The following is a 24,260-nucleotide window of genomic DNA, read 5'->3' on the forward strand; positions in this document are numbered from 1 at the left end:
CCAATTTGTGTTAAATTTTTCTTCCGCAACAAGGCGTTGCCGCGGAATTTAAGGTCAGAGATGCTCATACGGGGGGGGCGATGACTCAGGCTTTAAAGTTAACCATGCCGACAGTGTTCTCGCGTGGCAGGACCCGCGCGGAATACCTCGATGATGAGCGACTGTGACCCAAGCGGAAAGCCGTGGCCTTTGTTGTGGCACCTGTTGCGATGAAGGCGCGCGTGATGTCCAGGTTGGTTAAAATTCATGAGATAATCTGCAGCCACCTTGAGTGGCTGCGCATCGCGGCAGCTCGATACGATCAAAGAGGTGCGGCCCATGGCGATGCCAGCGTTTTATCAGCCAACACGCGATCGCCAGGCCGGAGGCTTTTCGCCTCATTCACCATCTTGGTCAGGAGAGGGTATTCTGGCGACCATCGGGTCGCGTCGTTGATCTGCAGACGGGGAGGGCATAGGGGGTGGGGACAGCGCTTTGCGTGTTTTAGGCTCAGCTGGAGACCGGTATGCTATTCCGAGAAATGGTCAGAAAGGTGTTCCTATGGCCCGGAAAACTCTCTGATAAGAATGCTGCGGACGATCGCGCGCCGATCGGATCGGAAACCTGTAACCGTGGACAGGAAAAGTCGAAGGGTAAAAGGCTTTCCGTCGAGTGCGACCCATGGTGAGGGTAGGGAGCGTCCAATCAAACGTGTCGGTTGGCAGCACGGTTGCAGCCGAATCTATGCCGCTTAGCGTCAAGGGCAATTATGTCGCCGTGGCGCTGATTCTGGTAGCTGTCTTATACAATGCGGTTTTGGCAACATTGGTCGCGCGAGGTGTGCCGTTAGGCTACTCCAGTGTAGCAGCGGTTGAGGTTTTGATAACGTTCAGTTGTTTGGCACTTTCGCTTTCGACTGGTGTTTCTAGTCGTGACGTTATGCCACTCGCCCTGCTTTGGTTTATTGTCGCGCTTGCTTTAATTGCATCGATATCTTTTAATAAGATATACATTGGTAGTATTCGAAACTTCGCGCTGATAGCTGTCTTTGGCATGCTGGGTCAGAGAATGGATATGAATTTCATTCGAAAGGCCTTTTTTATTGCATCTGCAATGACCCTTGTTGTTTTGATATGGGAAATTGCATCCGTGGAAAGCTATGCATCGTTTTTCTCGCCAGCGCTCTATTACGAGCTGACGCGGGGGACCGCGAGAAGCGAATTTGACGAATCCGGCCTTAGTGTAGGGACTATCGTTTTCGAGGGGCGTTTCAGTCTGGGGATTTTCTCTGGACGCCGCACCTCGTCAATATTTCTTGAGCAGGTTTCAATCAACTCATACGCTATCGTTTGCATGACATTTTTGAATGGTTTGTGGGGCCGCCTGACGTTTGCGGAAAAGGCTTTGCAGATTGCGACTATTATTCTCATTATTACCAGTAATAATGCGAGAATGGGCGCGTTGATGTGCCTGGTTATGCCAATCGGATATTTTGTATTTCCGTGGCTTAATCGTAATTTTATATTTGCAATACCGTTCGTAATTGTAGGTACAATATTCGCATTATCCTCTTACCTTCAGAACGCTGTTGGAGACGATATAACTGGCCGGCTAGGTGTCACGTATCGCCTTCTCGACAACGTTAAGTTGACAGACCTGTTTGCAGGAAATCCGCTCGTAGTAGAGAAAACGTTTGATAGTGGTTATGCTTTTATCATGGCCTCAATCGGCTTGTTTGGCGGTTTTGCCTACCTTCTGTTTTTGGTGTATTATCCAAGGCATGAAACCGACGAGCAGCGAAGGGCTTCGTGGAGTCTCGCGATTTATATCCTTGCCTGGCTAACCGTGGGCGGAACCGCGACATTCTCGATAAAAACTGCAGCACTGTTATGGTCGTTCATTGGTTGTCTGAGTAAGCCGTCAGCGACGGTTGCGATCAAGCCGGCGGCGGCAATGTCTTAGTTGGTTCGGGCGGGTGCTGCCTACCAACGGGAAATGGCGATGATACCGAAAATTGTGCACCAAACAGCTCAGTCAAAGGATTTGACTTGGGAAGCAAGAATGGTGACCCGCCGTATCGCAAAAATCTTGCCAGGGTGATCAGTGTGGCTCTGGGATGATCATAACAATCTGTGCCCGATCCAGCAGCACCTTCCTCAGCACGCAGTGCAATATGATGCAATCGTCCGTGGTGTAATCAAGGCGGATATTACTGGAATATGCAACATGCATCCCTTCGGTATGTTCTGCGCGCATGCCGAATACAAATTGACAAGACCTTTTGACGATAAGCTTACGGCATAGGATTGTATCTTCGGTGTTAAAGCGGGCGACATATCTATCAGTCACGGTACCTATGGTTTAGATACGAATTCCGAACCTGGGAATGCATGCTTTGACGCGTCGCGAGGTCATCCATCTTCTAGAGCGTTGCGGCGACGCGCGGCATGGAGGTGAGCGAGTTCAACGAGACCGGCCTGTTCAACAACGCGGCGGGGTTCGAATCGCGCTTTTCCTTTGGCGTCTTTTCGGGCGCGCGGACCTCGTCGGTGTTCCTCGAACAGGTCTCGAACGCGAACTTCGCCGGCATCCTCTGCGTCTTCCTCGTCGCCACATGGGGGCGGCTGAGCGTCGCCATCCGGACGACGATGGTGGCGACGATCCTGCTGATCCTGCTCTCGAACAACACGCGGACCTCGTCGGCGCTGGCGGTCGTGACAATGATGGGATATTTCATATTTCCCCATCTGTCGCGGTGGTTCACCCTCCTGATCGCACCGGTCCTGGTCCTGCTGGCGTTTCTCGTCGTCGGTGACAATGTTGAGCATACCGATGATCTGATCGGCCGGCTGGGCATCACCACCGAGGCGCTGCGCAAGCTCGACATTCCGACCATATTCGGTGCGAATGCGATGAAGGCGCGGCATCTGATGGACACCGGCTTCGGCTATGTCACCGCCTCCAGCTCGATCTTCGGACTGATCGCGATCTGGCTGTTCTTCTCGCTTGGCCAGCGCGCGACGGACACCGCCTCGAAGCGCTGCGCCTGGGCGACCGCGGTCTATCTCTTCGCCAACATGATGATTGGCGGCACCGCGATCTTCTCGATGAAGGTCGCCGCCCCCTTGTGGATGCTGGTCGGGTATATGGCGGCCACCGCGCCCAAGCCCCAGACGTCGCGACCGAATGGCTCCGCGCCTCGAGGAACGGTCGCGGCCTGAAGCACGGCCCGGCGTGCCGGCTATCCGGGGAGTATTGGCGTCGGTGTGCTATGTCGGGACCGATTGGCTGCATAAAACCTAATTCAATCTGATACGTAGCTTTTCCATGGCAAGCAGCGAATCTCCCTCAACGGCAACCCGGTCTGCGGAAACACTCCCCGACGATCCTCCCCTGCAACCGCCGGCCATCGAGCCGGCCGATCGGGAATATCTGGTCGCCGCGAGCACGATTCCGGGTTCGCACTATGGCGCAAGGATCGGGAGCAACGCGGCGCTCTGGGCGCTCGCCAACCAGCGTCAGGACATCGACAAACGCTTGTCGGTCCTCACGGCCCGTAACCAACGAAGCATCCGTACGGCACGATATTCGGCGATCGCCGCGGTCGTTCTGGGGATCATGAGCACGGTTGGCGCAGCCTATTACACCCGCCAGGCAGCTTCCCGCCCCGCTCTGGTCAAGGCTCCCGTCGCCCAAACCCCAAAAGCCGCCATCGCACCGCCTGTCACGCCGCAGCCGGCCGCTATCTCGACCGCTGTTCTGGCTGAAGGTGGCAACACTCCGGTGGCGCAAAAGGCCAATGCCGCGCCGAGCCAGGCTCGACCGTCAATGCCCAAAAAGGCACGGAGGCTTTCACCCGCGAAACGTAAAGTGCGGCCTGCGCGCGCGCGGTCGTCAAGGTGGATTGCACAGCCTCTGCACGGTGCCGCTCTTCGACGGGCGTTGATTGCCGATCGCAAGCGGACCCGGGAACTCAATCAGGCCCAGCTGAGAAAATTGACACGCCGACGTCGCGACTGATCGCGCGCTGTCGCCCTCCGTGGCGGCAGAGCCCCCCTCCGCCGCGGCCGATCACAGCCCACAGCAACTCGTGATCGGCAAGCAGCCTATGCCGCGACGGAGCTCACCGATGCACCGGCAGGCCGTAATATGGTCAGCCGAATCCAGAGATGGATCATGCCTGCCTGCTTGTCCGCTTACGCCCACTTGCGGCTGTTCACCGCGCCGTTGACGCGGCCCGGAAGCGGACGTCCGGTTAGGGCGCGATCTGCGGGTTAGCTTCCATCCGCGAGCCCTTGGCTTTCGTTGTAACATTGCAACGTGGCGACGCGCTGCTCTTCTGGCGCAACGTGCACAATCACCGTTTCGTGAAGGACAACGTCAGGGTGTGATGCGCTATGACCTGCAAACCAAAGAGCCTCTGCAAGCGGTTCTTTGTCATGCCACGTGGTCATCACGAACTTGTCGTCCGGTATGTCGCCGAAGTTGAAGCCCTCCAACACGGTCCAGTCCACGGTATCGTGCCACGCCTCGCAATCTGTGCCCCACGCGATGAAGTAAAGGCATCCGCTCTGCACAAGCCACGAGGCGATGTCGTTTCGCCAGCTCTGACTTGTGTCCAGCTTTGCGATCATCACTGCTCGGTAAGGTCGAGCCACCATCGCAGGCGGCGCTTCGTCCGGACGTAGATGAACATAGTTGATTTGCATGGAGACAGCCTAGCGGCGGCCTAGCCGAGTGCAAGTAAACGGCAGCTTCGCCACGTTTCTGCCCGAAAGCGGTCGGTCCGTAATCCACCAACTCCGGCCATTCCGCCTCCGACCCCAATGCAGACATCGGTCAAATTCACATCGCGGACACCTCACCACCAATCCCGCTAACCTATCGAACAACCAAGCGCGTCTGGACCAGTCTGAAGGGAACCTCGTTCGTCGTGCCCTTTTCGGTGATCCTTACCCACATAGTGAGCGCGCTCGGGCTCGTGCGTTCGATCGTCATGCCGTCGAAAAACCATCGATCCTTCTCTACCGCCACCAGCGGGAAGATTACGGGTTTGCCCGTCCCATCTTCCCAGCCGGTCATGTCCGGGCTGAAGTGACGAACCCGATAGGCCAGCGATCCCCGGAGCGGGACGTAGTCCACGAGTTCGGTAAACGATACGCCGCCCTTGCCGTCGGCCATCGCGAAATGGCCCGTGATCCGGCCTCCCAGCGGCGCGGAGTAGGTTTCCGTCACGTCGGAGCCCATTCCCGTGCCGACCCAGCTGCCAGCCAGCCAGGCCAGTTGATCGATTGACGCGGGTGGTGACGTGCCGGTCCCCAGTGAGCGCGTGTGCTGCGCTGTCGCGGGAACGGCCATCGCAAGACTAATGGCGGCCAAGGTCCGTATCACGGCACGTCTCCCTGTGATCAGGCGCAGCCTAGCGCCTCGGCCGACGGAATCCACCGTGTCTTTCGTGCCTGGACCGTGGCCGCGTCGACCAGCACGATCGCGCGAAAATTTGTCCCCGGCTCTATCTCGGCGCGCTTGGCCTGCCCGAACAGGGGGCCGTTGCGACCTTTCGGCCTTGCCCGGCTCGTCACGTCCTCGGCCCTGGGTATCACGGCACCAAGGGCACTATGGTACTTTGGTTGCTCGCAAAATTTACCGGAATTTTGGGTCGGAACCAATGCGCCGCTCAATTCTTGGACTCTCACGAACTCAGTTACGTCGCAATTAACGCGATTGTGAAAAGAGTTAAACAATAGGGTTAATAGGAGTTCACGATGCGCGATAAGGCCTCGACACCACATGGTGCTGGATCAGCAAACCAGGATCGTGGTTACTGCCAGCGGATGCCGAGCAGTGTGAAGGCGGGCAACCGAGATCTCGGCATGTTCAATCGCAGCAGCGTGAAAGGCGAGAAATACCAGGGCCATGGTACGACGCCGGCGTATATTTAAGTCAAAGTCGAGCTCGGCTGTCACTGGCGACAGACGTCAGGGGCATATCTGAGAGGTCGGAAAGGTCAGCGATGGTGAGCCGTACAAGCGGTTCGGTCATCGCGGTTGCCGAACATGCACGCATGCTTGCGACCACCCGCAAGGCGTGCCCGATGAGAGATGCGCAAGAGCCTATCGCTGCACATCATTTGTGCCGTCATGGTCGGGACATCACCAAAGTCGATCCGTGCCGAGGTGCTGTGGCCTTCGACCAGCCTCGTTATTCGTACAAACGGCGCCACGATCCACGGCGTTAACCATTTCTTAACCACAAAGCCTCACCCGGCAGATGAGGCCTCGCCTCCCCGCAAGGGTTCCCTGCTCGTCACGATGCCGCCCCAGCTGGGACGGGCAGGGACTGTTGATCAATGAGCGCGTCTCGGCGACCGCTGCCGGCCCGTCCGGGACGTATTCGGCTACAAGGATGTCACAGGTACCGGGTGCCGCGCGATCGCACGGGCAGGGGCCCAGCTAGGCGAGCAGATCGCCCTGATACAGTCGAAGACGGGCAACCCGGCCGTACGGCCGATCTCCGGTCACGCACTGCTCAACGTCATGCGACCTGCAGCGAGCCAATCGCGAACAAGGCGCGAAAGATCGCAGTCGCACGGCAGGCGCATATCATTCAGTTGGGAGAGAAACTGTCGGAAGACGGATCAGACCATGTCGAACAAACATGACTCCGCCGCAGTGGAAAACATTTGTTTTCTGCGGTGGAGAATGGTGGACGCACTTGGGCTCGAACCAAGGACCCGCTGATTAAGAGTTAGCGAAAATACCCAGCTTTTCCGCGCCGTGCGAGTCCATAACATGAGGAAGTCCGGGCGTTTCGTTATCGGACGTTATCACCTTTTGTTGCGAATTTGATTGCTGTGGCTTACTATCTGATTGCTAGGATCAATCAGGGACGCCGCCATGCCGAATGCCAAAATCACCAAGCGCGAAGTGGACGCGGCAAAGGCTGGCGATAAGGATTGGTTCCTGTGGGATGCTGGCGAGAAGGACACGGTTAAGGGCTTCGGCCTGAAGGTCACGCCAGCGGGCGGTAAAATCTACATATTCCAATATCGCATTGCCCGTCCGGGGCTCGCTGATCGAACGCCAGCTAAGCGCCGGACAATTGGCAAACATGGGGAGATCACGCCCGATCAAGCCCGCACGATGGCTAAGGCTTTAGCCAAGCTCGTGCATGAAGGCATTGACCCGCGCGAACAGGAGCTTGAAGCAGACGCGGCCAACGTCGAGGCTAAGCGCTTAGCTATCGAGAAAGCCCGCGTTGAAGGCGAACTTGCCTTTGAGATAGTCGCGGCTCTTTGGCTGGATCATTACGAAAACACCAAGGATCGCCGCCCGTCGAGCGTCCGGCTGGCTAAGCTCGTGGTGGACAACCACCTGAGCCCTAAGCTGAAAGGCAAGCCGATGCCGCATATTGGCCGTGCCGACCTTCAGCGCGTCCTAGACGCCATTCCGACACGGCAGCGGGGAATGCGGCGTGCGGTTTACGCCTATGCATCCGTGCTGTTCGGCTGGGCATCTAAGCGGGGAGATATTCCAGGCAATCCGTTGGTGGATATGCTGAAGCCCGAACCGCCAAAAGCGCGAGACCGTGTGCTTAGCGATGACGAGGTAAGGCACCTATGGCGCGCGAGCCAAACCCTAGAAGCCCCGTTCGGTCCCTTCTTTCGGCTGTTGATCGCTACCGGCCAACGCCGCGCCGAAGTTGCCGGTATTAGCTGGGCAGAACTCGAACAATCTACGGCAACTTGGACGATCCCGGCTGATCGCGCAAAGAACGGACAAGCCCACATTGTGCCGCTGTCTGCCAAAGCTGTAGCTGAGCTAGACGGGCTGGGCGGGGCGGAATGGCCTACTGTGGGCTTCGTACTCACTACCACCGGCAAGACCCCAATCAGCGGCTTTACCAAAGCCAAGGCGGGTCTGGAAAAGGCGATTGCCGAAGCTCGCAACGGCGAAGCGCTACCTCAATGGCGTATCCATGACATTCGCCGCACTGTTGCAACCGGCTTTCAGCGGCTGGGCATCCGGTTTGAGGTAACTGAGGCTATTCTAAACCATGTAAGCGGCGCGAAGGCTGGCGTTGCTGGCATTTATCAGCGCCATGATTGGAAAGAGGAAAAGCGGGATGCGCTAAAATCGTGGTCGCGGCATATCGAGCAACTACTAGAACCGGCTAACCGCACTAACGTTGTGAAGCTGCAAAGCGCAGCGGCATGAGCTACGAGATTGATCTAGTTCCATTGCCGGAAGCCGATGGGGCGGCAGATCGCGGCCCTAGGCTTAACCCGCTTGATAAAGAAGCTTTGGCTGGCATTAAGTCTGGCTTGTACACTGACGCAAAGGACGCAGCTAAAGACCTAGCTCCTAGGTATAAGCCAAACCTTTGGCCGGATTTCTCGAAAGAACAGCGTAGAGATACTATCAAAGCTAAGCAGAAGAAATACGATGCTATGCTGGCGAGACTATACCCCTCCCAAGCCTGACAACGCCATATTACTTGCGGTGCCACCAGATAACGGAGGCACCAATGCAAATACTTACGACACGCGAGGCCGCTTCATTCTTGCGCCTCGGCAAACCCACTCTTGAGCGCTTTCGCCTTACAGGGGCGGGGCCTGTCTACGTCAAATTAGGCGGTGCGGTGCGCTATCGCAGTACTGACCTAGATGCATGGCTGGAAAGCCGCCTGACCCGCTCCACGAGCGACGCATAGGTAAAAGAAAGGGCCGGAAGCCAAAGCCTCCGACCCATTAGCTATGATCCGCCACGACCCCTCGCGACCCACCCACATTACTTCACGAACCGGACAAGTCAACCGGAGTGATGTAGCGGGCTGCTTCAAAGAAGAAGTAAACTATGTCCGGTTACTATAATAATGCGCCGCTCGAAATGCGTCAAAAAAAGCAATGGTGTCTATGGAGGCTTGAGCATAAACTAGATAGCAATGGCAATGTTGATTTGTCCAAGAAGCCGACCAAATGCCCGTACAAACCTTGGCAGGGCGGCGAGAAGGCTAGCACTACAAATCCTGAGCATTGGGGAACCTTCGAGCAAGCGACGGGTGCACCGCTTAACCTAACCGGACCATGTAACCCTAATGATCCTGCTAACAACTTCAGCGGAATTGGGTTCGTATTCGTTGCGGGTGGCGGTTTAGCCGGCCTTGATCTAGATGATGTTGGCGACGACACTGAAGCCTTGGCGGTACAAAGGCGTATTCACGAGGGCTTTCCCAGCTACACGGAGCGTAGCCCAAGCGGACGCGGCCATCATATCATTGTCAAAGGTGAAGTGCCTCACGGAAGGCGGCGCGGCGGTGTAGAAGTCTACTCAGCCGAACGGTTCTTTACCTTTACTGGCGATGTAACAAATAATGTGGGCGTCACTGATTGCCAACCTAATCTTGACTTACTGTTCAATCAGCTAGGCGGTAACAAAGCAGGGTTTGACGCTAGCCCTTTCTTTAAGGACGCTACAGAGTCGGACGCGAGCATTTTGGCTAGCGCATTTGCTGCAGATAATGGAGAAACTGTTAAGCAGCTTTACAATAAGGGCGAGTGGAAGACCAAGTATCCCAGCCAATCTGAAGCGGACCTTGCACTAATTAACATTCTTGGGTTCTACACTCAGAACGCCGATCAAATTAAAACCTTGTTTCATGCAAGCGCTCTTGGCCAGCGCGACAAGGCAAAGCGTGCGAGCTACCTAAACCCGATGGTCGCAAAGGCGATGGATCGCCAGCTTGCTCCTGTAACTCATAACTTCACCGTCAAAGGCCAATCGCTCGTTGCCGGTGCGACAATCCCACAGTCAGGGGCTGGATCGCCTTGGATCACCGCTGGCGCGCTTCAGACAAAGCACTTCCCGGCTGCGACCTGGGTAATCCCCGGCCTCTTGCCGCAGGGCGCGATCATCTTTGGCGGAAGGCCGAAGCTCGGCAAATCGTGGCTGGCCCTCGATAACGCCGTTGCCGTCGCTGAGGGGGGTTTCACCCTCGGCAAGCAGTGCGTGGCGGGTGACGTGCTGTATGCGGCCCTAGAGGACACTCAGCGCCGCTTGAAGTCGCGAATGAGCATCATCAGGGCCGGGGCGGCGTGGCCTAGCGCACTGTCCTTCATTTGCGAGCTTCCCCGCGCCGATGAAGGCGGGGTTGAAATCGTTCGATCATGGATCGTGCAAGCTGCCAACCCGCGCTTGGTTATCATTGATACGCTCGCAAAGGTTCGACCCGGCAAAGGCCGGGACGAAGGTAGTTACGATGCCGACTACAAAGCAGTTACGATCTGGAAGGCGCTAGCGGACGAATTTAATATAGCAATCGTCTTAGTTCATCATGTGCGCAAGATGGTAGCTGACGACCCGCTTGAAATGATCAGCGGAACAAACGGTCTAACGGGTGCCGCAGACGCTATCATAATACTAAATCGAACAAGCCAAGGTTGTACGTTGGCCGGGCGTGGGCGCGACCTTGAAGAATTTGAGTCAGCAGTAAAGTTTAATCCCGATGTTTGCCGTTGGGAGGAGTTAGGCAACGCCGCCGATGTTCAGCGTTCAAGCGCACGATGCGGGATACTCGCGCTATTAAAGTCAAGCGAAAAGCCAATGTCGCCCACAGATATAGCTCTTGCCGTACAAGCTGATAATAACTCGGTCCGGCAATTGATTTTCAAAATGGTCGAAACTGGCGAAGTTGAGAAGGTGGCGCGTGGTGCCTATGTGTACCCCGGTAACAACAACAACAAAATAACGAGTGGCCTCCTATGAGTATGTTACTTGTTATTCGTTGTTACTGGGGGTTGATAGGGGTGCAGAAGCCTCCGTAGAAAATCGGGCATTCTAATCGCTAAACTGCAATTTCTACAATGTGGGCAACTCAAGAATTAATGATCATGGCATTTACAACAAGTCCGACTGCAAACTTCGCAACTAGTCCGGTGGCACTCGCTCCGATCGAGCTTCCCGGTAAGGTTAACTACCATATGGCTATGAACCCGGAACTATCATCTGGCATAAAGGCGGCTAAGGACTTTCTGTCCGGCACTCTGGAAAAGGCTAACGGCTTCAACGAGCGGCGCGGCATGGTTGATGAGCGCATAACTCGCGGCATGAACGAACATCAGATTGTTTTGCTAGCTGACAAAATTGGTGAAGAGACAACTATTGGCTATGAGAAAGCCAAGAGCGCTCTTGCGACCTCAACGGCAAACGTTGAGGCGCGGCTAGAGTTGAAGGTTGCGCTAACTCCGACCGCTAACGCTGCTGAAATCCGTTCGGTAATGCGCGCCATGAAGCCCGCTGAGCGGTCTGCCGCGCTAGCTGCCGCGTTCGAGGCGGGTGATAAAGAGATTTTGGGCGCAGTCGTTAGCTCCCCGGCCTTCATTCACGGTTGCGATCCTGAGCAGGTGACAACCTTGCGCGAAGTCTACAACCGGAAGGTCGCCTACGTAGAACATTCGGAGCTTGATGAGCATCGGAATGCTACCCGGTATCTTGAGGATAGTTTCCCGGCGTTGGGTAGCTGGAAAGCTCGCCTTTATCGCGGCACAAAGAACCATGCTGCAAAGTTCGCTGAGAACAAGACTATTATGGCTAGCTATGGTATTGATATTAGCGACGACTAGGTAGGCTATTGCCGCCGGCTCCAATGCGAGCTGGCGGCGCTTTTAGGATGGGATGATCCATGACTACCACGAAGATATATGACGGCAATATCAAGAAGCTTGCTGAAGCTATGAAAAAGGTCCTCGAATGTGAGGATCTGATTAACTGTCTACCCGAAGGTTATGGGTTTGAGCGTTATCGTGACGCGCATCGCAATATTCGCGATGCCGCATTGGTTGAAGTGAATGACTTAGTTAGATATCTTGAACTAAATGTTGACGTGAGTGCCCTTTGGACAATCGCGAAGGCTGCCGTTGCCGTTGATTACTCGTTTAGATTGAACATTGCGATCAACTCGAAAGTGGAACTACGCAGGATAGACGATATGATAGATGAGAGAGCCACAAACGAGATGTTTGACGCTGAGGGGATTTTATGTAACTTTGAACGGAGTAGCACGGCAAGCTGGAAGTGAATTGAAATGGCAACGGGTTGGCCGGATTACCCCGCAGTAATAGCAGAGAATGGCGAAGGCGATATTCGCTTAATCCCCGTTTCCTGCGACATTCCGGCTACCCTCCCCCCTGCTACTGTGGGCAAGCGTCTTAGAATTGAGACTGGCGCTAGTGCGCGTAGGCAGATGGTGAAAATATTTAGGGAAATGCGGGACGGCGCCTTGGAAATAAACAAGGGTAGCAAGTTAATCTACGCACTTACTGAAATTAGCCGCGCTCTGGAACGTGAAGCCGTAGACCGTCTTAGCGCGCGCCTTGATACCGTTGAACGCCGGAAGTGAAGCATTCGACCTTAGCAAACCGCATAGCGCGGCTTGAGGTTCGCGCCCGGAAACGCCAGCTACCGCGCCTGTGCTTCATGATCCACGCGGATGACGCGCCAAGCGAGCCTGAGGGCTTGCGGATGCCCGATGACTCCATGGTGTCACGGAACCCCGGAGAAGCGCTCAGCGAGGCTACAGCGCGAGCATGGCGGGGCTTGGGCAGCGGACAGGCGATGTTCGCCGTCTATGCGCGTAAGTACAAGCCCACATCAGTTGCGCCACCGGCCTTCGTTGCCGTTGTCCCTGTGAAGGGCGATGCCAACGCCCTAGCAGGTATTGGCATCGTCGGGCCGGGCTGGAAAACCTTTTTCGATTGATCGCAATTCGGTTCAGAAGTGACTGGGTATTATTTCAAAACGGTGTTGCGACCGGCGAACGTAAGTGAAAATCATATGGCAAGTGGTGACAACACCCCGCCTAGGACTAAGGTCGTAGCCGGCATTGATGCGTCAAAGCGCAGTATTCTCAGGCTTTCGATTAAATACTGAGCAAAAGATTTGTGCAGGGCAGGACTGAGGTAGGACGCCCGTTCTCTCGACGCTCAGTTAAATCTGTGACAAGGCGTAAGTCAGCCAAGCAGTGGCTCGGCATCGGCTGTGAGAATTAAGTAATCTCGGCGGACTCGTTCGAAGAGCTTGCCCTTTAGCTTAACTCGCTGCCCAATCTTCATTAAACTGCGATCATTCATATCTTTATATCGCTCGGACAATGGATTGACAGTGGTAAGCCTGCCGCCTGCGTCTTTGACAATAAAGGTTTTGGCTTCGTCATTAACCTCGGAAATCACACCCGTGACATCTCTAATTGGAGCTTCAATACTACGCCTCGCTGCAACTATGTTGTCACCGGCGTGTTTATCGATTGAAACTAACTTAATGCCAGTATTGGTTTTAAGTCCTACCTGCAATCGAGTCAGGTCGTTCTTTGTTGTGGGAACAAGTCCGACGATCGTGTCCAATAACTCAAAATGTCGATCTGCCTCAGTTCGAGTCAATCGCCCACGCCTTGCCAGCTGATTCGCTAAATCAAGTTCTTCCACAAAGCGAGTTCCGAGATCCTCGCTTTCAGAAATCAAACTTTCCGGCGTAAACCCGGCCGTCTCTTTAGAAAGGCGCAGACCCTCCTCATCGAACTGCGGTTCTTTAATCGCAATCAGCAAGCTGTCGAACCGTAATGGTATGACTTCCGGATCAAAAAACCTCGTTTTGCTTCCGTAGGACAAACGGCTAGGCATCATTACAGACCGAACGACCTCCGATACTGCCTCAACCCTATTCCTCAGAACACTCAGTGGCATCGAAACAGCGGACATCACGCTTGACTCAAACTTAAACGATATGAAGGCTTCTGCCTGTTCAAGCGTATCAGGTACCTCACCAAAATACTCGTAAAGGGCAATGCCAACCCGCGGCAGTAGGCTGCCGTAATGTTCGTACGACTGCTCCTGATAGCGAAGAACGTTAAATTCAAAGTCAACTTCTGCAAGCCACGCTTCCCGATGGCTCATAGCACCTCTTATAGAGAGCTTTCCACCTCGCAGCGCTATTAATTCCTCATCACTGATCGGGGCAGCAAGATATAAATCAGACTCTTCCTGCTCATCGACTTTAAAAAAAATAAAAGTGGCGGGCCCTGCATATGACAGGTATATGGCCGGTCCTCCGAACTCATAGAGAACTTCGTGAGGCTCGGCGGGGCCGCCATACCAATTACTTAGAAAAGGGCGATTGTTAAGCCACATAAACGGTAGCTCTATCGACAGGTCCGAACGCCAACTGTGCGCGATCTTTAAGTTTCGTTGACTTCAGTGGCCAGTATGTAAAATGGCCATCTGAACGCGTGGGTTGAATTACACCCTCATCCGTCTCTACCTTGATCGTGTAAACGTAGGCGCCTTCAGCAAAGCGAAATACGCTACAAGCGTGACGTATCCTCTGCTCTGTTAGAAAAACTGACAAGCCAGAGGGATCGCAATCTTTTGGATTGCGCTTCAGCGCTGCCTTTGCCTGCGCGATTTTGCGCTTCACAGCCGAGCTTACGTGGGAGGTAAAGTCCTCAGCACTTGGCGGGCTATTTTCGCAGATGCGATACAGTATCACCGCCATCCCTTGGGCCTGCGAAGGTGGACAATGAGCGGGCACCCCCGTGTCATACTCGTTCTGCAAAACCAATGCACTCCCCATCAATCGTCAGGCTATGCGGCAGAATCTACGTTCTTGTCTATCCACAGCGCCTTTGGACGCTCATTCCTTCGATTGCCGCTTTGCTGGCTGAGAAAGAGCATCTACGGGCGTCCCAGCCCGGTCCTGCCCGAGCCACAGCGAACCCCCCGTAGGAGCTCGCTAAGCCACTTAAAAAGGTGTGCTGTCGGTGAGGATTGGACTTACGATCTTAGCCTTATCAAGGAAGCGGGTTTAACTTAGCACTCATTGTTGTTGTCGGCCGCGACGGATTTAACCGTCCGGCCTTGCGAGAGCAGGTGGGCAACGAAATTCAGCCGCCTGATTGCTATCTGATTGCTAGGCTGACCGAGGCGATGAAATCGCGGCTCATATTGACTGCTAAGTCTTTGAAAAGAATGGTGGACGCACTTGGGCTCGAACCAAGGACCCGCTGATTAAGAGTCAGCTGCTCTACCAACTGAGCTATGCGTCCATTCCGGGGCGGTTTTGAGTGGCGCCCTGGTGTGGCGCCCCGCTGCTGGAGGCGCGCTGTTAGCAGACTCATCGGGGGCCGCAACCCCCTTTCGTCCAAATTGCTGTCTTTTTCTGCTTACCAGCGTGTCGTCTTGCGATTTTCCCGGTCGATCGACATCAATATCCCCAGGCACAGCAGCACGGTCATCTGCGACGACCCGCCATAGCTGAACAGCGGCAGCGGGATGCCCACCACGGGGGCAAGGCCCATCACCATCATCAGGTTGATCGCGACATAGAAGAAGATCGTCGTGGCGAGCCCCGCAGCGGCCAGCTGCGCGAACCGCGACTGCGCGCGCTGGCCGACCTCGATCCCCCAGCGGATCACCAGCAGGAAGGCGAGGATCAGCAGGCAGCCGCCGACCAGCCCCCATTCCTCGGCCATCGTCGCGAAGACGAAGTCGGTATGCCCCTCGGGGAGATAGTCGAGATGGCTCTGCGTGCCGTTGAGGAACCCCTTGCCCCACAGCCCGCCCGATCCAATCGCGATCTTCGACTGGCTGATATGATAGCCGGTGCCCAGCGGATCGCTTTCGGGATCGAGGAAGATTAGGATCCGGTTGCGCTGATAATCGTGCAGCGCGAAGTTGATCGCGAGCGGGATCGCGACCGACGCGGCCACCGCACCGCCGACGAACAGCCTGAGCGGGATGCCCGCCAGGAACATCACCGTCGCGCCACCCGCGCAGATCATCAGCGCGGTGCCCAGATCGGGCTGTTTCATCACGATCGCCGCGGGGATGCCGATCAGCACTGCGGCGGGCCAGACGGCCGCGAACCGCCGCGTCTCGTTGGGCGGCAGCATGTCGTAGAAGCGCGCACAGGCAAGCACGATCGCCGGCTTCATCAATTCGGACGGCTGGAGCCGGATGAAGCCGAGGTCGAGCCAGCGCTGGCTGCCGCCACGCACCGCGCCGAGCAGCTCGACGAGCACCAGCGCAAGGACGAGCGCACCATAGGTCGGCCACGCCGCCGCCTTCCAGACGCGCTCGGGGATGCGCGAGAGCACGACCGAGCCTGCCAGGAGGATGAAGAAGCGGATGCCCTGCGGTAGCGTCCAGGGGCGCAGCGAGCCGCCCGCCGCCGAATAGAGCACGACCAGCCCGAAGGTCCCGATCGCCGTGACCAGCAGCAAGGTCCGCCAGGGCAGGGTGGCAAGCTGTTCGGGGATGATCCGCGATGTCATTGGCCGCGCTCCGTGGTTCCGTCTTCCGCGACCCCGCCGCCGCCGCCCGCAAGATCCGCCTGGGTCCGGTTGGCGACGTCGGTAGCGTTCTCGACCGCCGGGGCGTCGCTCGGCACGGTCGCGTCGGTCTTGGTCGCGATCGCGGCGGGCGGGGCGCTCTGCGCCGCGCGATAGGTTGCCGCGGTCGCCGCCATCCGCGTCTTGATGTCGCCGCCCCAGGTCGGTTCGACCTCGGCAAGTGACTTCAGCGCGCGCTCGCGGTCGAGCATATAGGTCATGATGTCGCGCCCGATCATCGGCGTGTCGAGGTTGCGCACCGTATGCCCGTTATGCTCGAGCACCACGGCGAGCGCGTAGCGCGGGTTGTCCGCGGGCGCGAAGCCGATGAACAGCGCATGGTCGCGCAGCTTGAACGGCAGCTGGCCGTTCTTGAGCACGCCCGAGCGCCGCTCCGCCATGGTGATGCGGCGGACCTGCGCGGTGCCGGTCTTGCCCGCGATCGCGACGCCCGGGATCAGCAGCTTGGCCGCGCCGCCGGTGCCGCCCTGGTTGATCACCCCGAACATCGCCTCGCGCACCCGCGCCAGATTTTCCGAATCGATCGCCAGCGCGGGCGCGTCGCGGTGGACCTGGCTGGCGAGAATGCTCGGCTGCAGGTCGCGGCCCGACGCGATCCGCGCCGCCATCACCGCCAGCTGCAAGGGGTTGGCGAGCACATAGCCCTGGCCGATCGACGCGTTGAGCGAATCCGCGACCGTCCAGGGTCGCTTGTACTTGTGAAGCTTCCAGTCGGGGTCGGGCATCGTCCCGAACCGCTGCGTCGAAAAGGGCAGGTCGAACTTCTGCCCCATGCCCAGCGTCCGCGCGATCGGCGCGATCGCGGCATAGCCGACGCGCCGCGCCATCTCGTAGAAATAGATGTCGCAGCTCTGCATGATCGCGTTCTTGAGGTCTAGCGGCCCGTGCCCGCCGCGCTTGTGGCAATGGAACACGCTCGTCCCCAGCCGCATCGCGCCCGAACAATTGACCCTCGCGTCGGCCGGGACGCCGGCATGGAGCAGCGCAAGCCCGTTCATCGGCTTGACCGTCGAGCCCGGCGGATACAGCCCCTGCGTCACCTTGTTCATCAGCGGCACGTGATCGTCGTCGCTCAGCATCTGCCATTCGAGATGGCTGATCCCGTCCGAAAAGCTGTTGGGGTCATAGGCGGGCATCGACACCATCGCGAGCATCTCGCCGGTGCGACAGTCGATGACGACGACCGACCCCGAATTGGTGCCCAGCCGGCGCGCGGCATATTCCTGCAGCCCCGCGTCGATCGTCAGCCGCGCGGTCTTGCCCGGCACGTCGGGCTTGGTCGCGAGTTCGGCGACCAGCTTGCCGCGCGCGGTGACCTCGACCCGCTTCGCGCCCGCCTCGCCGCGCAGCGCGGGTTCGAGCATCTTCTCGAGCCCGTCCTTGCCGAGCTTGAAGCCGGGGGTGACGAGCAGCGGGTCGCGCGTCTTCTTGTATTGTTCGGCATTGGGCACGCCGACATAGCCGGTCAGGTGCGCGACCGCGGCGCCCGCGGGATAGTTGCGCGCAAAGCCGCGCGTCGGCGCGACGCCGGGCAGTTCGGGCAGCCGCACGCTGACCGCGGCGAACCGCTCCCAGTCGAGATTCTCCGCGACCTGGACGGGCTGGAACCCGGCGGCATGGTCGAGGTCGATCGCGATCCGCTCGATCTCCTCGGGCGGCAGCTGGAGGATGCGGCCGAGCAGTGGCAGCACGCGCTCCTTGTCGCGCAACCGGTCGGGGATGATGTCGACGCGGAAATCGGTGCGGTTGTTCGCGATCGGCACGCCGTGGCGGTCGACGATCCAGCCGCGCCGCGGCGGCAACAGCGTCATGTTCACGCGGTTGCTCTCGGACAGCATCGTGTAGCGTTCGTTCTGCGCGATCGACAGCCATGCCATCCGCCCGGCCAGCATCAGCCCGACGCCACCCTGCACCGCGCCCAGCATCCAGGCACGACGCGAGAAACTATAGGCTTGCGACATCTCGGTCACGACACGCGGCGGCCGTCTCATTCGGAAACCCGCCTCATTCCTGGACCCTGCGTCGTTCGATCGTCGCGACGATCCGTGCCGCCAGCGGGAAGAGCATCATGGTGATCACGATCTGCGCCAATAGCACGGTGTCGACATGCGTGCCGACCCGTACGCCCAGAAATCGCCCGCCGATCACGCAGCACGCGATCCCGCCGCTCGCGATCAGCCAGTCCTGCCAGAAATCGCGGTACACCAGCCGCTGCTCGATCATGTCGATCGCCACGAACGCCAGCGACCAGAGCAGCACCGCGCTGCCCAGCGGCTGTCCGCTGAGCAGGTCGTCGAACAGCCCGAGCGGTGCCGCCGCCCAGGGGCGCAGCGCGTAACGCGCGAGCAGCCGCCACGCGAGCAGCATGACGAACCCGAACGGCGGCAGGATCGGGATCGTCGCGATCAGCGGCACGATCGTCATCAGCGATCCCGCCATGACGGTCAGCCACGGGATCGCCCGCGCCCGGCCGCCTGCGACCTTCGGTTCGAACGGCTTGTAGTCGACGCTGTTGCGGGTTGTCACGGCTGGTCGATCATCTGGGGGAAGACGGGATAGGGTGGTTTGGCAGTCACTTGGCGCTATTGTCGGACGGCGCAAGGGCGCGCGGCGGCGGCACCGGCATGAAGCCGGGCTCGACCACCGCGAAATCGAAGGTGTCGGGATTGGCGAAGGTCCGTGCCATCACCGAATCCGCCCCCGCGGTCATCACCCGCGCGACCGGGATGCCGGGCGAATACAGCCCGCCGACGCCCGACGTGACGAACAGGTCGCCCGCATTGAACTTGACGTTGGTCGCGTTGACCGACCGGACGTCGAGCATGCCGTCGCCGCGCCCGACTGCGATCGCGGGCAGGCCGTCGCGTGTCCGGCGGATCGGCACGATGCTGTCGCCATCGGTCAGCAGCATCACGCGCGCCGCATTGGGCCCCGTCTCGACGACGCGCCCGACCAGCCCGTCGGGGCCGCGCACCGCCATGCCCGGCCGCACCCCGCTCCAGCGGCCCGCATTGAGCAGCGCGAAGCGGCGCCCGCTCGACGCGCTCGAACTGACCAGCCGCGCGGTGACGACCGGTTCGGCGATCCGGTCGCGGACCTTCAGCAGCGATCGCAGCCGGCGATTGTCATAGGCGATCGTCCGCGCACGCATCAGCAGCGCCCGCGTCTGGTCACGCTCGCGGCGCAGCGCGACATTTTCCTGGCGGACGAAGAAATAGGTCCCGATCGCCTCGGGCACCGCGGCGACCCCGCCCACGACCCAGGCGAGACCCGACGAGACCGGCGCGGTGAGGCCCGCCACGCCCATCCGCGCGCCGGCAAAGGCGGGCGGATTGAAGGTCGAGACGACGAGCAACGCTGCGCCCACCACCGCACCGGCGATGGCGAGCACATAGCCTACGAACACCCCATATTGACGCCGTCGGGAAAACCCCGTCCGGCGGTCGCGGGCTGGCGCCATGCGCCTGTCCCCTCGTTCTCGGGCATCGCCGGGTCCGGGGCCCTATCCCCGCGACTCGGTCGATGCGATTTCCACTGACCCGTTTCCCACCTACACGCTTCTCAGCCGCTCATCAGCACGCCGCGGAACAGCGGGTCCTCGAGCGCGCGACCGGTGCCCAGCGCGACGCAGGTCAGCGGGTCCTCGGCGACCGTCACCGGCAGGCCGGTCTCGTCGCGCAGCACCTCGTCCAGCCCCTGCAGCAGCGCGCCGCCGCCGGTCAGGACGATGCCCTGGTCGACGATGTCCGCGGCCAGCTCGGGCGCGGTGTTCTCCAGTGCGACGCGAACGCCCTCGACGATCGTCGCGACGGGCTCGCTCAGCGCCTCGGCGATCTGGCCCTGGTTGATCTGGATTTCCTTGGGCACGCCGTTGACCAGGTCGCGGCCCTTGATGTGGATGATCGTGCCGATGCCGTCGACCGGCGGCTTGGCGATGCCGACCTCCTGCTTGATCCGCTCGGCGGTCGCTTCGCCGATCAGCAGATTGTGGTTGCGGCGGACATAGCTGACGATCGCCTCGTCCATCTTGTCGCCGCCGACGCGGACCGACGTCGTATAGGCCAGACCGCGCAGGCTCAGCACCGCGACCTCGGTCGTGCCGCCGCCGATGTCGACGACCATGCTGCCGATCGGCTCGGTGACGGGCATGTCAGCGCCGATCGCGGCGGCCATCGGCTCCTCGATCAGCCACACCGTGCTGGCACCCGCGTTCGACGCGGCGTCGCGGATCGCGCGACGCTCGACCTTGGTCGACCCCGACGGCACGCAGATCACGATTTCGGGCCAGCGGGCGAAGCGGCGGGGGCCGTGCACCTTCTGGATGAAATATTTGATCATCTGCTCGGCGACGTCGATGTCCGCGATCACGCCGTCGCGCAGCGGGCGGATCGCCTCGATATTGCCTGGGGTCTTGCCCATCATCAGCTTCGCGTCGTCACCGACCGCCTTGACGCGCTTGATGCCGTTGATCGTCTCGACCGCGACCACCGACGGCTCGTTCAGGACGATGCCGCGGCCACGGACATAGACAACCGTGTTCGCGGTGCCGAGGTCGATCGCCATGTCGTGCGACATGAACTTGAAGAAACGCGAGTAGAAGGCCATTCAATCAGGGTCCCGTAATCCTGGCCGCCGGACGGGCGGCATTTCGCACATCATCTCGCGGGCCCCGCCGGTGTTTTCGAGCACCGGGTGCCTAATAAGCGGGCGTTTGCGGGTCGCGGGATGCCGTCGCTTGGTCTAGACGCAAACCCATGTCAATACGGCGTCTCCCCGAGCATCTCGTCAATCGTATCGCCGCCGGTGAAGTGGTGGAAAGACCCGCCAGCGCGTTGAAGGAGTTAGTCGAGAACGCCATCGACGCGGGCGCCGGACGCATCGCGATTCTCCTCGTCGAAGGCGGCACATCGCGCATCGAAGTCGCCGACGACGGATGCGGCATGACGCCCGCCGACATGATGCTCGCGCTCGAACGGCACGCGACCTCGAAGATGCCCGACGAGATCATCGAATCGGTCGTGACGCTCGGCTTTCGCGGCGAGGCGCTGCCCTCGATCGCCAGCGTCGCGCGGCTGACGATCGAGAGCCGGGTGAGGGGGGCAGAGGGCTGGTCGCGGATCGTCGACAATGGCCGCGTCGAGCGCGAGGGCCCCGCCGCGCTGCCCCCCGGCACGCGCGTCGTGGTCGAGGATCTGTTCGCGCGCGTCCCCGCCCGCCGCAAGTTCCTCCGCTCGCCGCGCGCCGAATATGCCGCCTGTCTCGATGTCGTCCGCCGGCTCGCGATGGCGCGTCCCGATATCGGCTTCACGATCGAGCATGACGGCCGCCGCACGCTGGCGGCGACGCAGGTCGAGGACCGGCCGAGCCGCGTCGCGACGCTCACCGATCGCGCGCTCGCCGACAATGCGGTCACGATCGACCTCGAACGGCCGGTCGACTCGGGCATGCTCGTACTCGGCGGGGTCGCGAGCCTGCCGACCTACAATCGCGGCATCGCCGATCACCAGTATCTGTTCGTCAACGGCCGGCCGGTGAAGGACCGGCTGCTGATGGGCGCGATCCGCGGCGCCTATGCCGAGATGCTCCCGCGAGACCGGCATGCGGTCGTGGCGCTGTTCCTCGACGTCCCCACCGATCAGGTCGACGTCAACGTCCACCCCGCTAAGACCGAGGTCCGCTTCCGCGACCCCGCGATGGTAAGAGGCCTGATCGTCTCGGGCCTCCGCCGCGCGCTCGACGCCGCCGGCCACCGCAGCCAGCGCGCCAGCGACGCCGCGCTCGCCATGTGGCAGCCAGAAACCTCCTCTCCCCCCGGGGGAGAGGAAGGGGCCCGCCCGCAAAGCGGGTGGGAAGGTGAGGGCACGCCCCAAAGACTACCCCTGGAATCCCGCAGCTACACCAGCGTCAACGACGCCCGCCCCACCTTCTTCGCCGCCCCCCCGCAGGCAAGAGCCGAACCCGCCTGGACACCCCCGCCGCAGACCAGCGCCTTCCCGATGGGCGTCGCGCGCGGCCAGGTCGCCAAGACCTATATCGTCGCCGAGGCGGAGGACGGTCTCGTCCTCGTCGACCAGCATGCCGCGCATGAACGCCTCGTCCTCGAACGGATGCGCGCGGCGCTCGCCGGCGGCACGGTTGCGAGCCAGGCGCTGCTGATTCCCGAGGTCGTCGAGCTCGACGAACCCGCCTGCGACCGGCTCGAGGCGCGCGCCGCCGAGCTGTCCGAGTTCGGGCTCGACCTCGAACGCTTCGGCGCGCGCGCGATGCTGGTCCGCGCGACCCCCGCCTTGCTCGGCCAGAGCGATCCCAAAGGGCTCGTCACCGACCTCGCCGACGAACTCGCCGCGTTCGACGAGGCGCTGTCGCTGAAGGAACGGCTCGACGCGGTCGCCGGCACGATGGCCTGCCACGGCTCGGTCCGCGCCGGCCGCATCCTCTCGGTCCCCGAGATGAACACACTCCTCCGCGAAATGGAGATCACCCCCCATTCGGGCCAGTGCAACCACGGCCGCCCCACCTGGGTAAAACTCGCGCACGGCGACATCGAGAAACTGTTCGGCCGCAAGTAAACCGTGCGGCGTGGGGGTGGGCGCCGTCTCCCGCAGCCCCCCACACTCCCGTTCGTGATTATCGTAAATACAAGACATTGACCAACGATGGTGTTCGACAGGCACTGCTCACGGTACCCCCCCCCCCCCCCCCAGCAGAACCGCCTGCCGAACGCATCGGCATGTAATAAAGCAGGCTGCTCAGGACTATTATTAAGTTTGATCCGAGGATCGACAATTAACTATTGATACTACGATTTATGGAAAATACGCCTTTCAGGTGTACTTCAAGGCTTATGCGGACATGGATAAAGCGCATAATGCATAACATAGGTTATGCTTTATGGTCGACTTCTTTGTGCTTCTGCATATTCTGATTCGACGAGATACTTCAACACTTTCGTGGCAGGAGTGCTATCTACTGCGAGCGTCGTCCATGGCCATTGCCAACGTTGTTCGCAACAGGTTAACTTGGCAGGTGGATTAAGCTGACACTTAAACCTTCGCACAATTGCAGACATTCGAAGCTTAGCGGGGTTGGAAGCAAAGGAGCGTTCATGCCGACGGCAAAACATCCGGCAATTACCGTGACGCGTATGCTTCCGCTCGCGGCATCGCTGCTGTCTGGCACTCTATTGGGTCGAGCGGCAATGCTCGCGTTAGTTTCGCCGATGGCGATGGACGGTGGACAGTCTGTCGGCGCGTGGGCGCTGGTATTGTTCTTGCTCGCTCAGCCCATCATGCTCGTCGCTGCTATGACGGCGGGCTTTCTCTGCTATCGCCGATTGACAAAATGGCGCTTCGTCACCGCGCTCGCACTGCCGGCTTTGCACCTTCTCGGCATGAGGATTATCATGCTCGCTTTATAGGCTGAAAGTCGAGTTTCCACCAAGTTGAGCCGTTGACACCGGCTGCCCGGTGCCCGGCGATAACGCCCTCACATCCGCGTCACAAAAAAAAGCCCCCACCGTCAGGTGAGGGCTTGTGACGTCAGGCGAAGTCTTACTTTTCGCCATTGTCCTTGACGCCCACGGTGGGCACGTCGACCGTTTCGGTTTCGGTCTTGACCTTGGGGACCTCGACTTCGGTCTTCTTCGTGCCGACGACGACCGCCTTCGAGTCGAGATCGACATTCGGCATGTCGCCGCCCTTGACGGAGACCTCCGGAAGCGAACCTTCCTTCACGTTGGCGCTCCAGAACCCGGTCGCAAAGAGGACACCGACGATGGCCGCAATGACGACAAGGACGATGACGATCGTCTTGCCTGCGCCGCTCTTTTGACGAATTGGCTCGCCGCCCCGATAATCTGACATTTAACTCTCCCTGTACTTACA

Annotated in this window: 23 protein-coding genes and 1 tRNA gene; 13 read left to right on the top strand and 11 right to left on the bottom strand. The window is 59.4% G+C overall.

Annotation, left to right across the window (positions count from 1 at the left end; translation table 11 throughout):
* The first annotated feature begins 690 nt into the window (after positions 1-690).
* The 3 genes from IFS44_RS10400 to IFS44_RS10410 all read left to right on the top strand — a co-directional run bounded on the left by IFS44_RS10400 (position 691) and on the right by IFS44_RS10410 (position 3,999).
* Positions 691-1,941, top strand: coding sequence for a hypothetical protein (locus IFS44_RS10400; RefSeq protein ID WP_192098392.1), 1,251 nt, complete (start codon positions 691-693; stop codon positions 1,939-1,941).
* Positions 1,942-2,426: 485 nt separating this feature from the next.
* Positions 2,427-3,200, top strand: a complete 774-nt coding sequence (locus IFS44_RS10405; protein WP_206757830.1) for a hypothetical protein — start codon at positions 2,427-2,429, stop codon at positions 3,198-3,200.
* Positions 3,201-3,306: 106 nt separating this feature from the next.
* On the top strand, positions 3,307-3,999 hold the full coding sequence (locus IFS44_RS10410) for a hypothetical protein (RefSeq protein WP_192098394.1): 693 nt from the start codon (positions 3,307-3,309) through the stop codon (positions 3,997-3,999).
* A gap of 254 nt (positions 4,000-4,253) precedes the next feature.
* On the opposite strand, the gene IFS44_RS10415 is transcribed toward IFS44_RS10410, so the two are convergent.
* Both IFS44_RS10415 and IFS44_RS10420 read right to left on the bottom strand, forming a co-directional pair.
* Positions 4,254-4,688: a DUF7684 family protein gene (locus tag IFS44_RS10415; RefSeq protein ID WP_031393313.1), complete on the bottom strand. Its 435-nt coding sequence runs from the start codon at positions 4,686-4,688 to the stop codon at positions 4,254-4,256.
* Positions 4,689-4,860: 172 nt separating this feature from the next.
* Positions 4,861-5,370: a DUF6265 family protein gene (locus IFS44_RS10420; protein WP_206757831.1), complete on the bottom strand. Its 510-nt coding sequence runs from the start codon at positions 5,368-5,370 to the stop codon at positions 4,861-4,863.
* A gap of 374 nt (positions 5,371-5,744) precedes the next feature.
* Between IFS44_RS10420 and IFS44_RS10425 the strand changes: the two genes are divergently transcribed.
* The 8 genes from IFS44_RS10425 (at position 5,745) to IFS44_RS10460 (ending at position 12,734) form a co-directional block, all read left to right on the top strand.
* Positions 5,745-5,921 (top strand): hypothetical protein, encoded by a 177-nt coding sequence (locus tag IFS44_RS10425; RefSeq protein WP_156363390.1) that lies wholly within the window; start codon positions 5,745-5,747, stop codon positions 5,919-5,921.
* A gap of 954 nt (positions 5,922-6,875) precedes the next feature.
* Positions 6,876-8,195: a tyrosine-type recombinase/integrase gene (locus tag IFS44_RS10430; protein ID WP_192098396.1), complete on the top strand. Its 1,320-nt coding sequence runs from the start codon at positions 6,876-6,878 to the stop codon at positions 8,193-8,195.
* Complete coding sequence (locus tag IFS44_RS10435) at positions 8,192-8,461, top strand: hypothetical protein (RefSeq protein WP_192098397.1); 270 nt, start codon at positions 8,192-8,194, stop codon at positions 8,459-8,461. Before IFS44_RS10430 ends, IFS44_RS10435 begins: the two co-directional genes overlap by 4 nt.
* A gap of 44 nt (positions 8,462-8,505) precedes the next feature.
* On the top strand, positions 8,506-8,691 hold the full coding sequence (locus IFS44_RS10440) for a helix-turn-helix transcriptional regulator (RefSeq protein WP_192098398.1): 186 nt from the start codon (positions 8,506-8,508) through the stop codon (positions 8,689-8,691).
* Between the two features lie 143 nt (positions 8,692-8,834).
* Positions 8,835-10,742, top strand: a complete 1,908-nt coding sequence (locus IFS44_RS10445) for a phage NrS-1 polymerase family protein (RefSeq protein ID WP_192098399.1) — start codon at positions 8,835-8,837, stop codon at positions 10,740-10,742.
* Between the two features lie 119 nt (positions 10,743-10,861).
* Entirely contained in the window at positions 10,862-11,599 is a 738-nt protein-coding gene (locus tag IFS44_RS10450; RefSeq protein WP_206757832.1) for a hypothetical protein, read from the top strand.
* A 59-nt stretch (positions 11,600-11,658) separates the two neighbouring features.
* Positions 11,659-12,054: a hypothetical protein gene (locus IFS44_RS10455; RefSeq protein ID WP_192098401.1), complete on the top strand. Its 396-nt coding sequence runs from the start codon at positions 11,659-11,661 to the stop codon at positions 12,052-12,054.
* A gap of 536 nt (positions 12,055-12,590) precedes the next feature.
* Complete coding sequence (locus IFS44_RS10460; RefSeq protein ID WP_192098402.1) at positions 12,591-12,734, top strand: hypothetical protein; 144 nt, start codon at positions 12,591-12,593, stop codon at positions 12,732-12,734.
* Positions 12,735-12,985: 251 nt separating this feature from the next.
* On the opposite strand, the gene IFS44_RS10465 is transcribed toward IFS44_RS10460, so the two are convergent.
* The 8 genes from IFS44_RS10465 to IFS44_RS10500 all read right to left on the bottom strand — a co-directional run bounded on the left by IFS44_RS10465 (position 12,986) and on the right by IFS44_RS10500 (position 20,982).
* A complete protein-coding gene (locus tag IFS44_RS10465) occupies positions 12,986-14,158 on the bottom strand; it encodes a hypothetical protein (protein ID WP_192098403.1) in 1,173 nt (390 codons plus the stop codon).
* Positions 14,148-14,522 (bottom strand): hypothetical protein, encoded by a 375-nt coding sequence (locus tag IFS44_RS10470; protein ID WP_192098404.1) that lies wholly within the window; start codon positions 14,520-14,522, stop codon positions 14,148-14,150. The genes IFS44_RS10465 and IFS44_RS10470 overlap by 11 nt, the downstream gene beginning before the upstream one ends.
* Positions 14,523-14,996: 474 nt before the next feature.
* A tRNA-Lys gene (locus IFS44_RS10475) sits at positions 14,997-15,072 on the bottom strand.
* A gap of 117 nt (positions 15,073-15,189) precedes the next feature.
* Complete coding sequence (gene rodA / locus IFS44_RS10480) at positions 15,190-16,299, bottom strand: rod shape-determining protein RodA (RefSeq protein ID WP_192098405.1); 1,110 nt, start codon at positions 16,297-16,299, stop codon at positions 15,190-15,192.
* Positions 16,296-18,368, bottom strand: coding sequence for a penicillin-binding protein 2 (gene mrdA, locus IFS44_RS10485; protein ID WP_192098406.1), 2,073 nt, complete (start codon positions 18,366-18,368; stop codon positions 16,296-16,298). Before mrdA ends, rodA begins: the two co-directional genes overlap by 4 nt.
* Before the next feature lie 13 nt (positions 18,369-18,381).
* Entirely contained in the window at positions 18,382-18,903 is a 522-nt protein-coding gene (mreD, locus tag IFS44_RS10490; RefSeq protein WP_031440173.1) for a rod shape-determining protein MreD, read from the bottom strand.
* Between the two features lie 46 nt (positions 18,904-18,949).
* Complete coding sequence (gene mreC / locus IFS44_RS10495; RefSeq protein WP_159512646.1) at positions 18,950-19,837, bottom strand: rod shape-determining protein MreC; 888 nt, start codon at positions 19,835-19,837, stop codon at positions 18,950-18,952.
* 101 nt (positions 19,838-19,938) lie between these two features.
* Complete coding sequence (locus IFS44_RS10500) at positions 19,939-20,982, bottom strand: rod shape-determining protein (RefSeq protein ID WP_031439534.1); 1,044 nt, start codon at positions 20,980-20,982, stop codon at positions 19,939-19,941.
* A gap of 149 nt (positions 20,983-21,131) precedes the next feature.
* Between IFS44_RS10500 and mutL the strand changes: the two genes are divergently transcribed.
* Both mutL and IFS44_RS10510 read left to right on the top strand, forming a co-directional pair.
* Positions 21,132-22,946, top strand: coding sequence for a DNA mismatch repair endonuclease MutL (mutL, locus tag IFS44_RS10505; RefSeq protein ID WP_192098407.1), 1,815 nt, complete (start codon positions 21,132-21,134; stop codon positions 22,944-22,946).
* 536 nt (positions 22,947-23,482) lie between these two features.
* Entirely contained in the window at positions 23,483-23,794 is a 312-nt protein-coding gene (locus tag IFS44_RS10510) for a hypothetical protein (protein ID WP_192098408.1), read from the top strand.
* Between the two features lie 133 nt (positions 23,795-23,927).
* On the opposite strand, the gene IFS44_RS10515 is transcribed toward IFS44_RS10510, so the two are convergent.
* Positions 23,928-24,239: a hypothetical protein gene (locus IFS44_RS10515; RefSeq protein WP_031440198.1), complete on the bottom strand. Its 312-nt coding sequence runs from the start codon at positions 24,237-24,239 to the stop codon at positions 23,928-23,930.
* Positions 24,240-24,260: the final 21 nt, after the last annotated feature.

The organism is Sphingomonas sp. CFBP 13706 (assembly GCF_014842355.1).
In the GTDB taxonomy this organism is placed as follows: domain Bacteria; phylum Pseudomonadota; class Alphaproteobacteria; order Sphingomonadales; family Sphingomonadaceae; genus Sphingomonas; species Sphingomonas aerolata.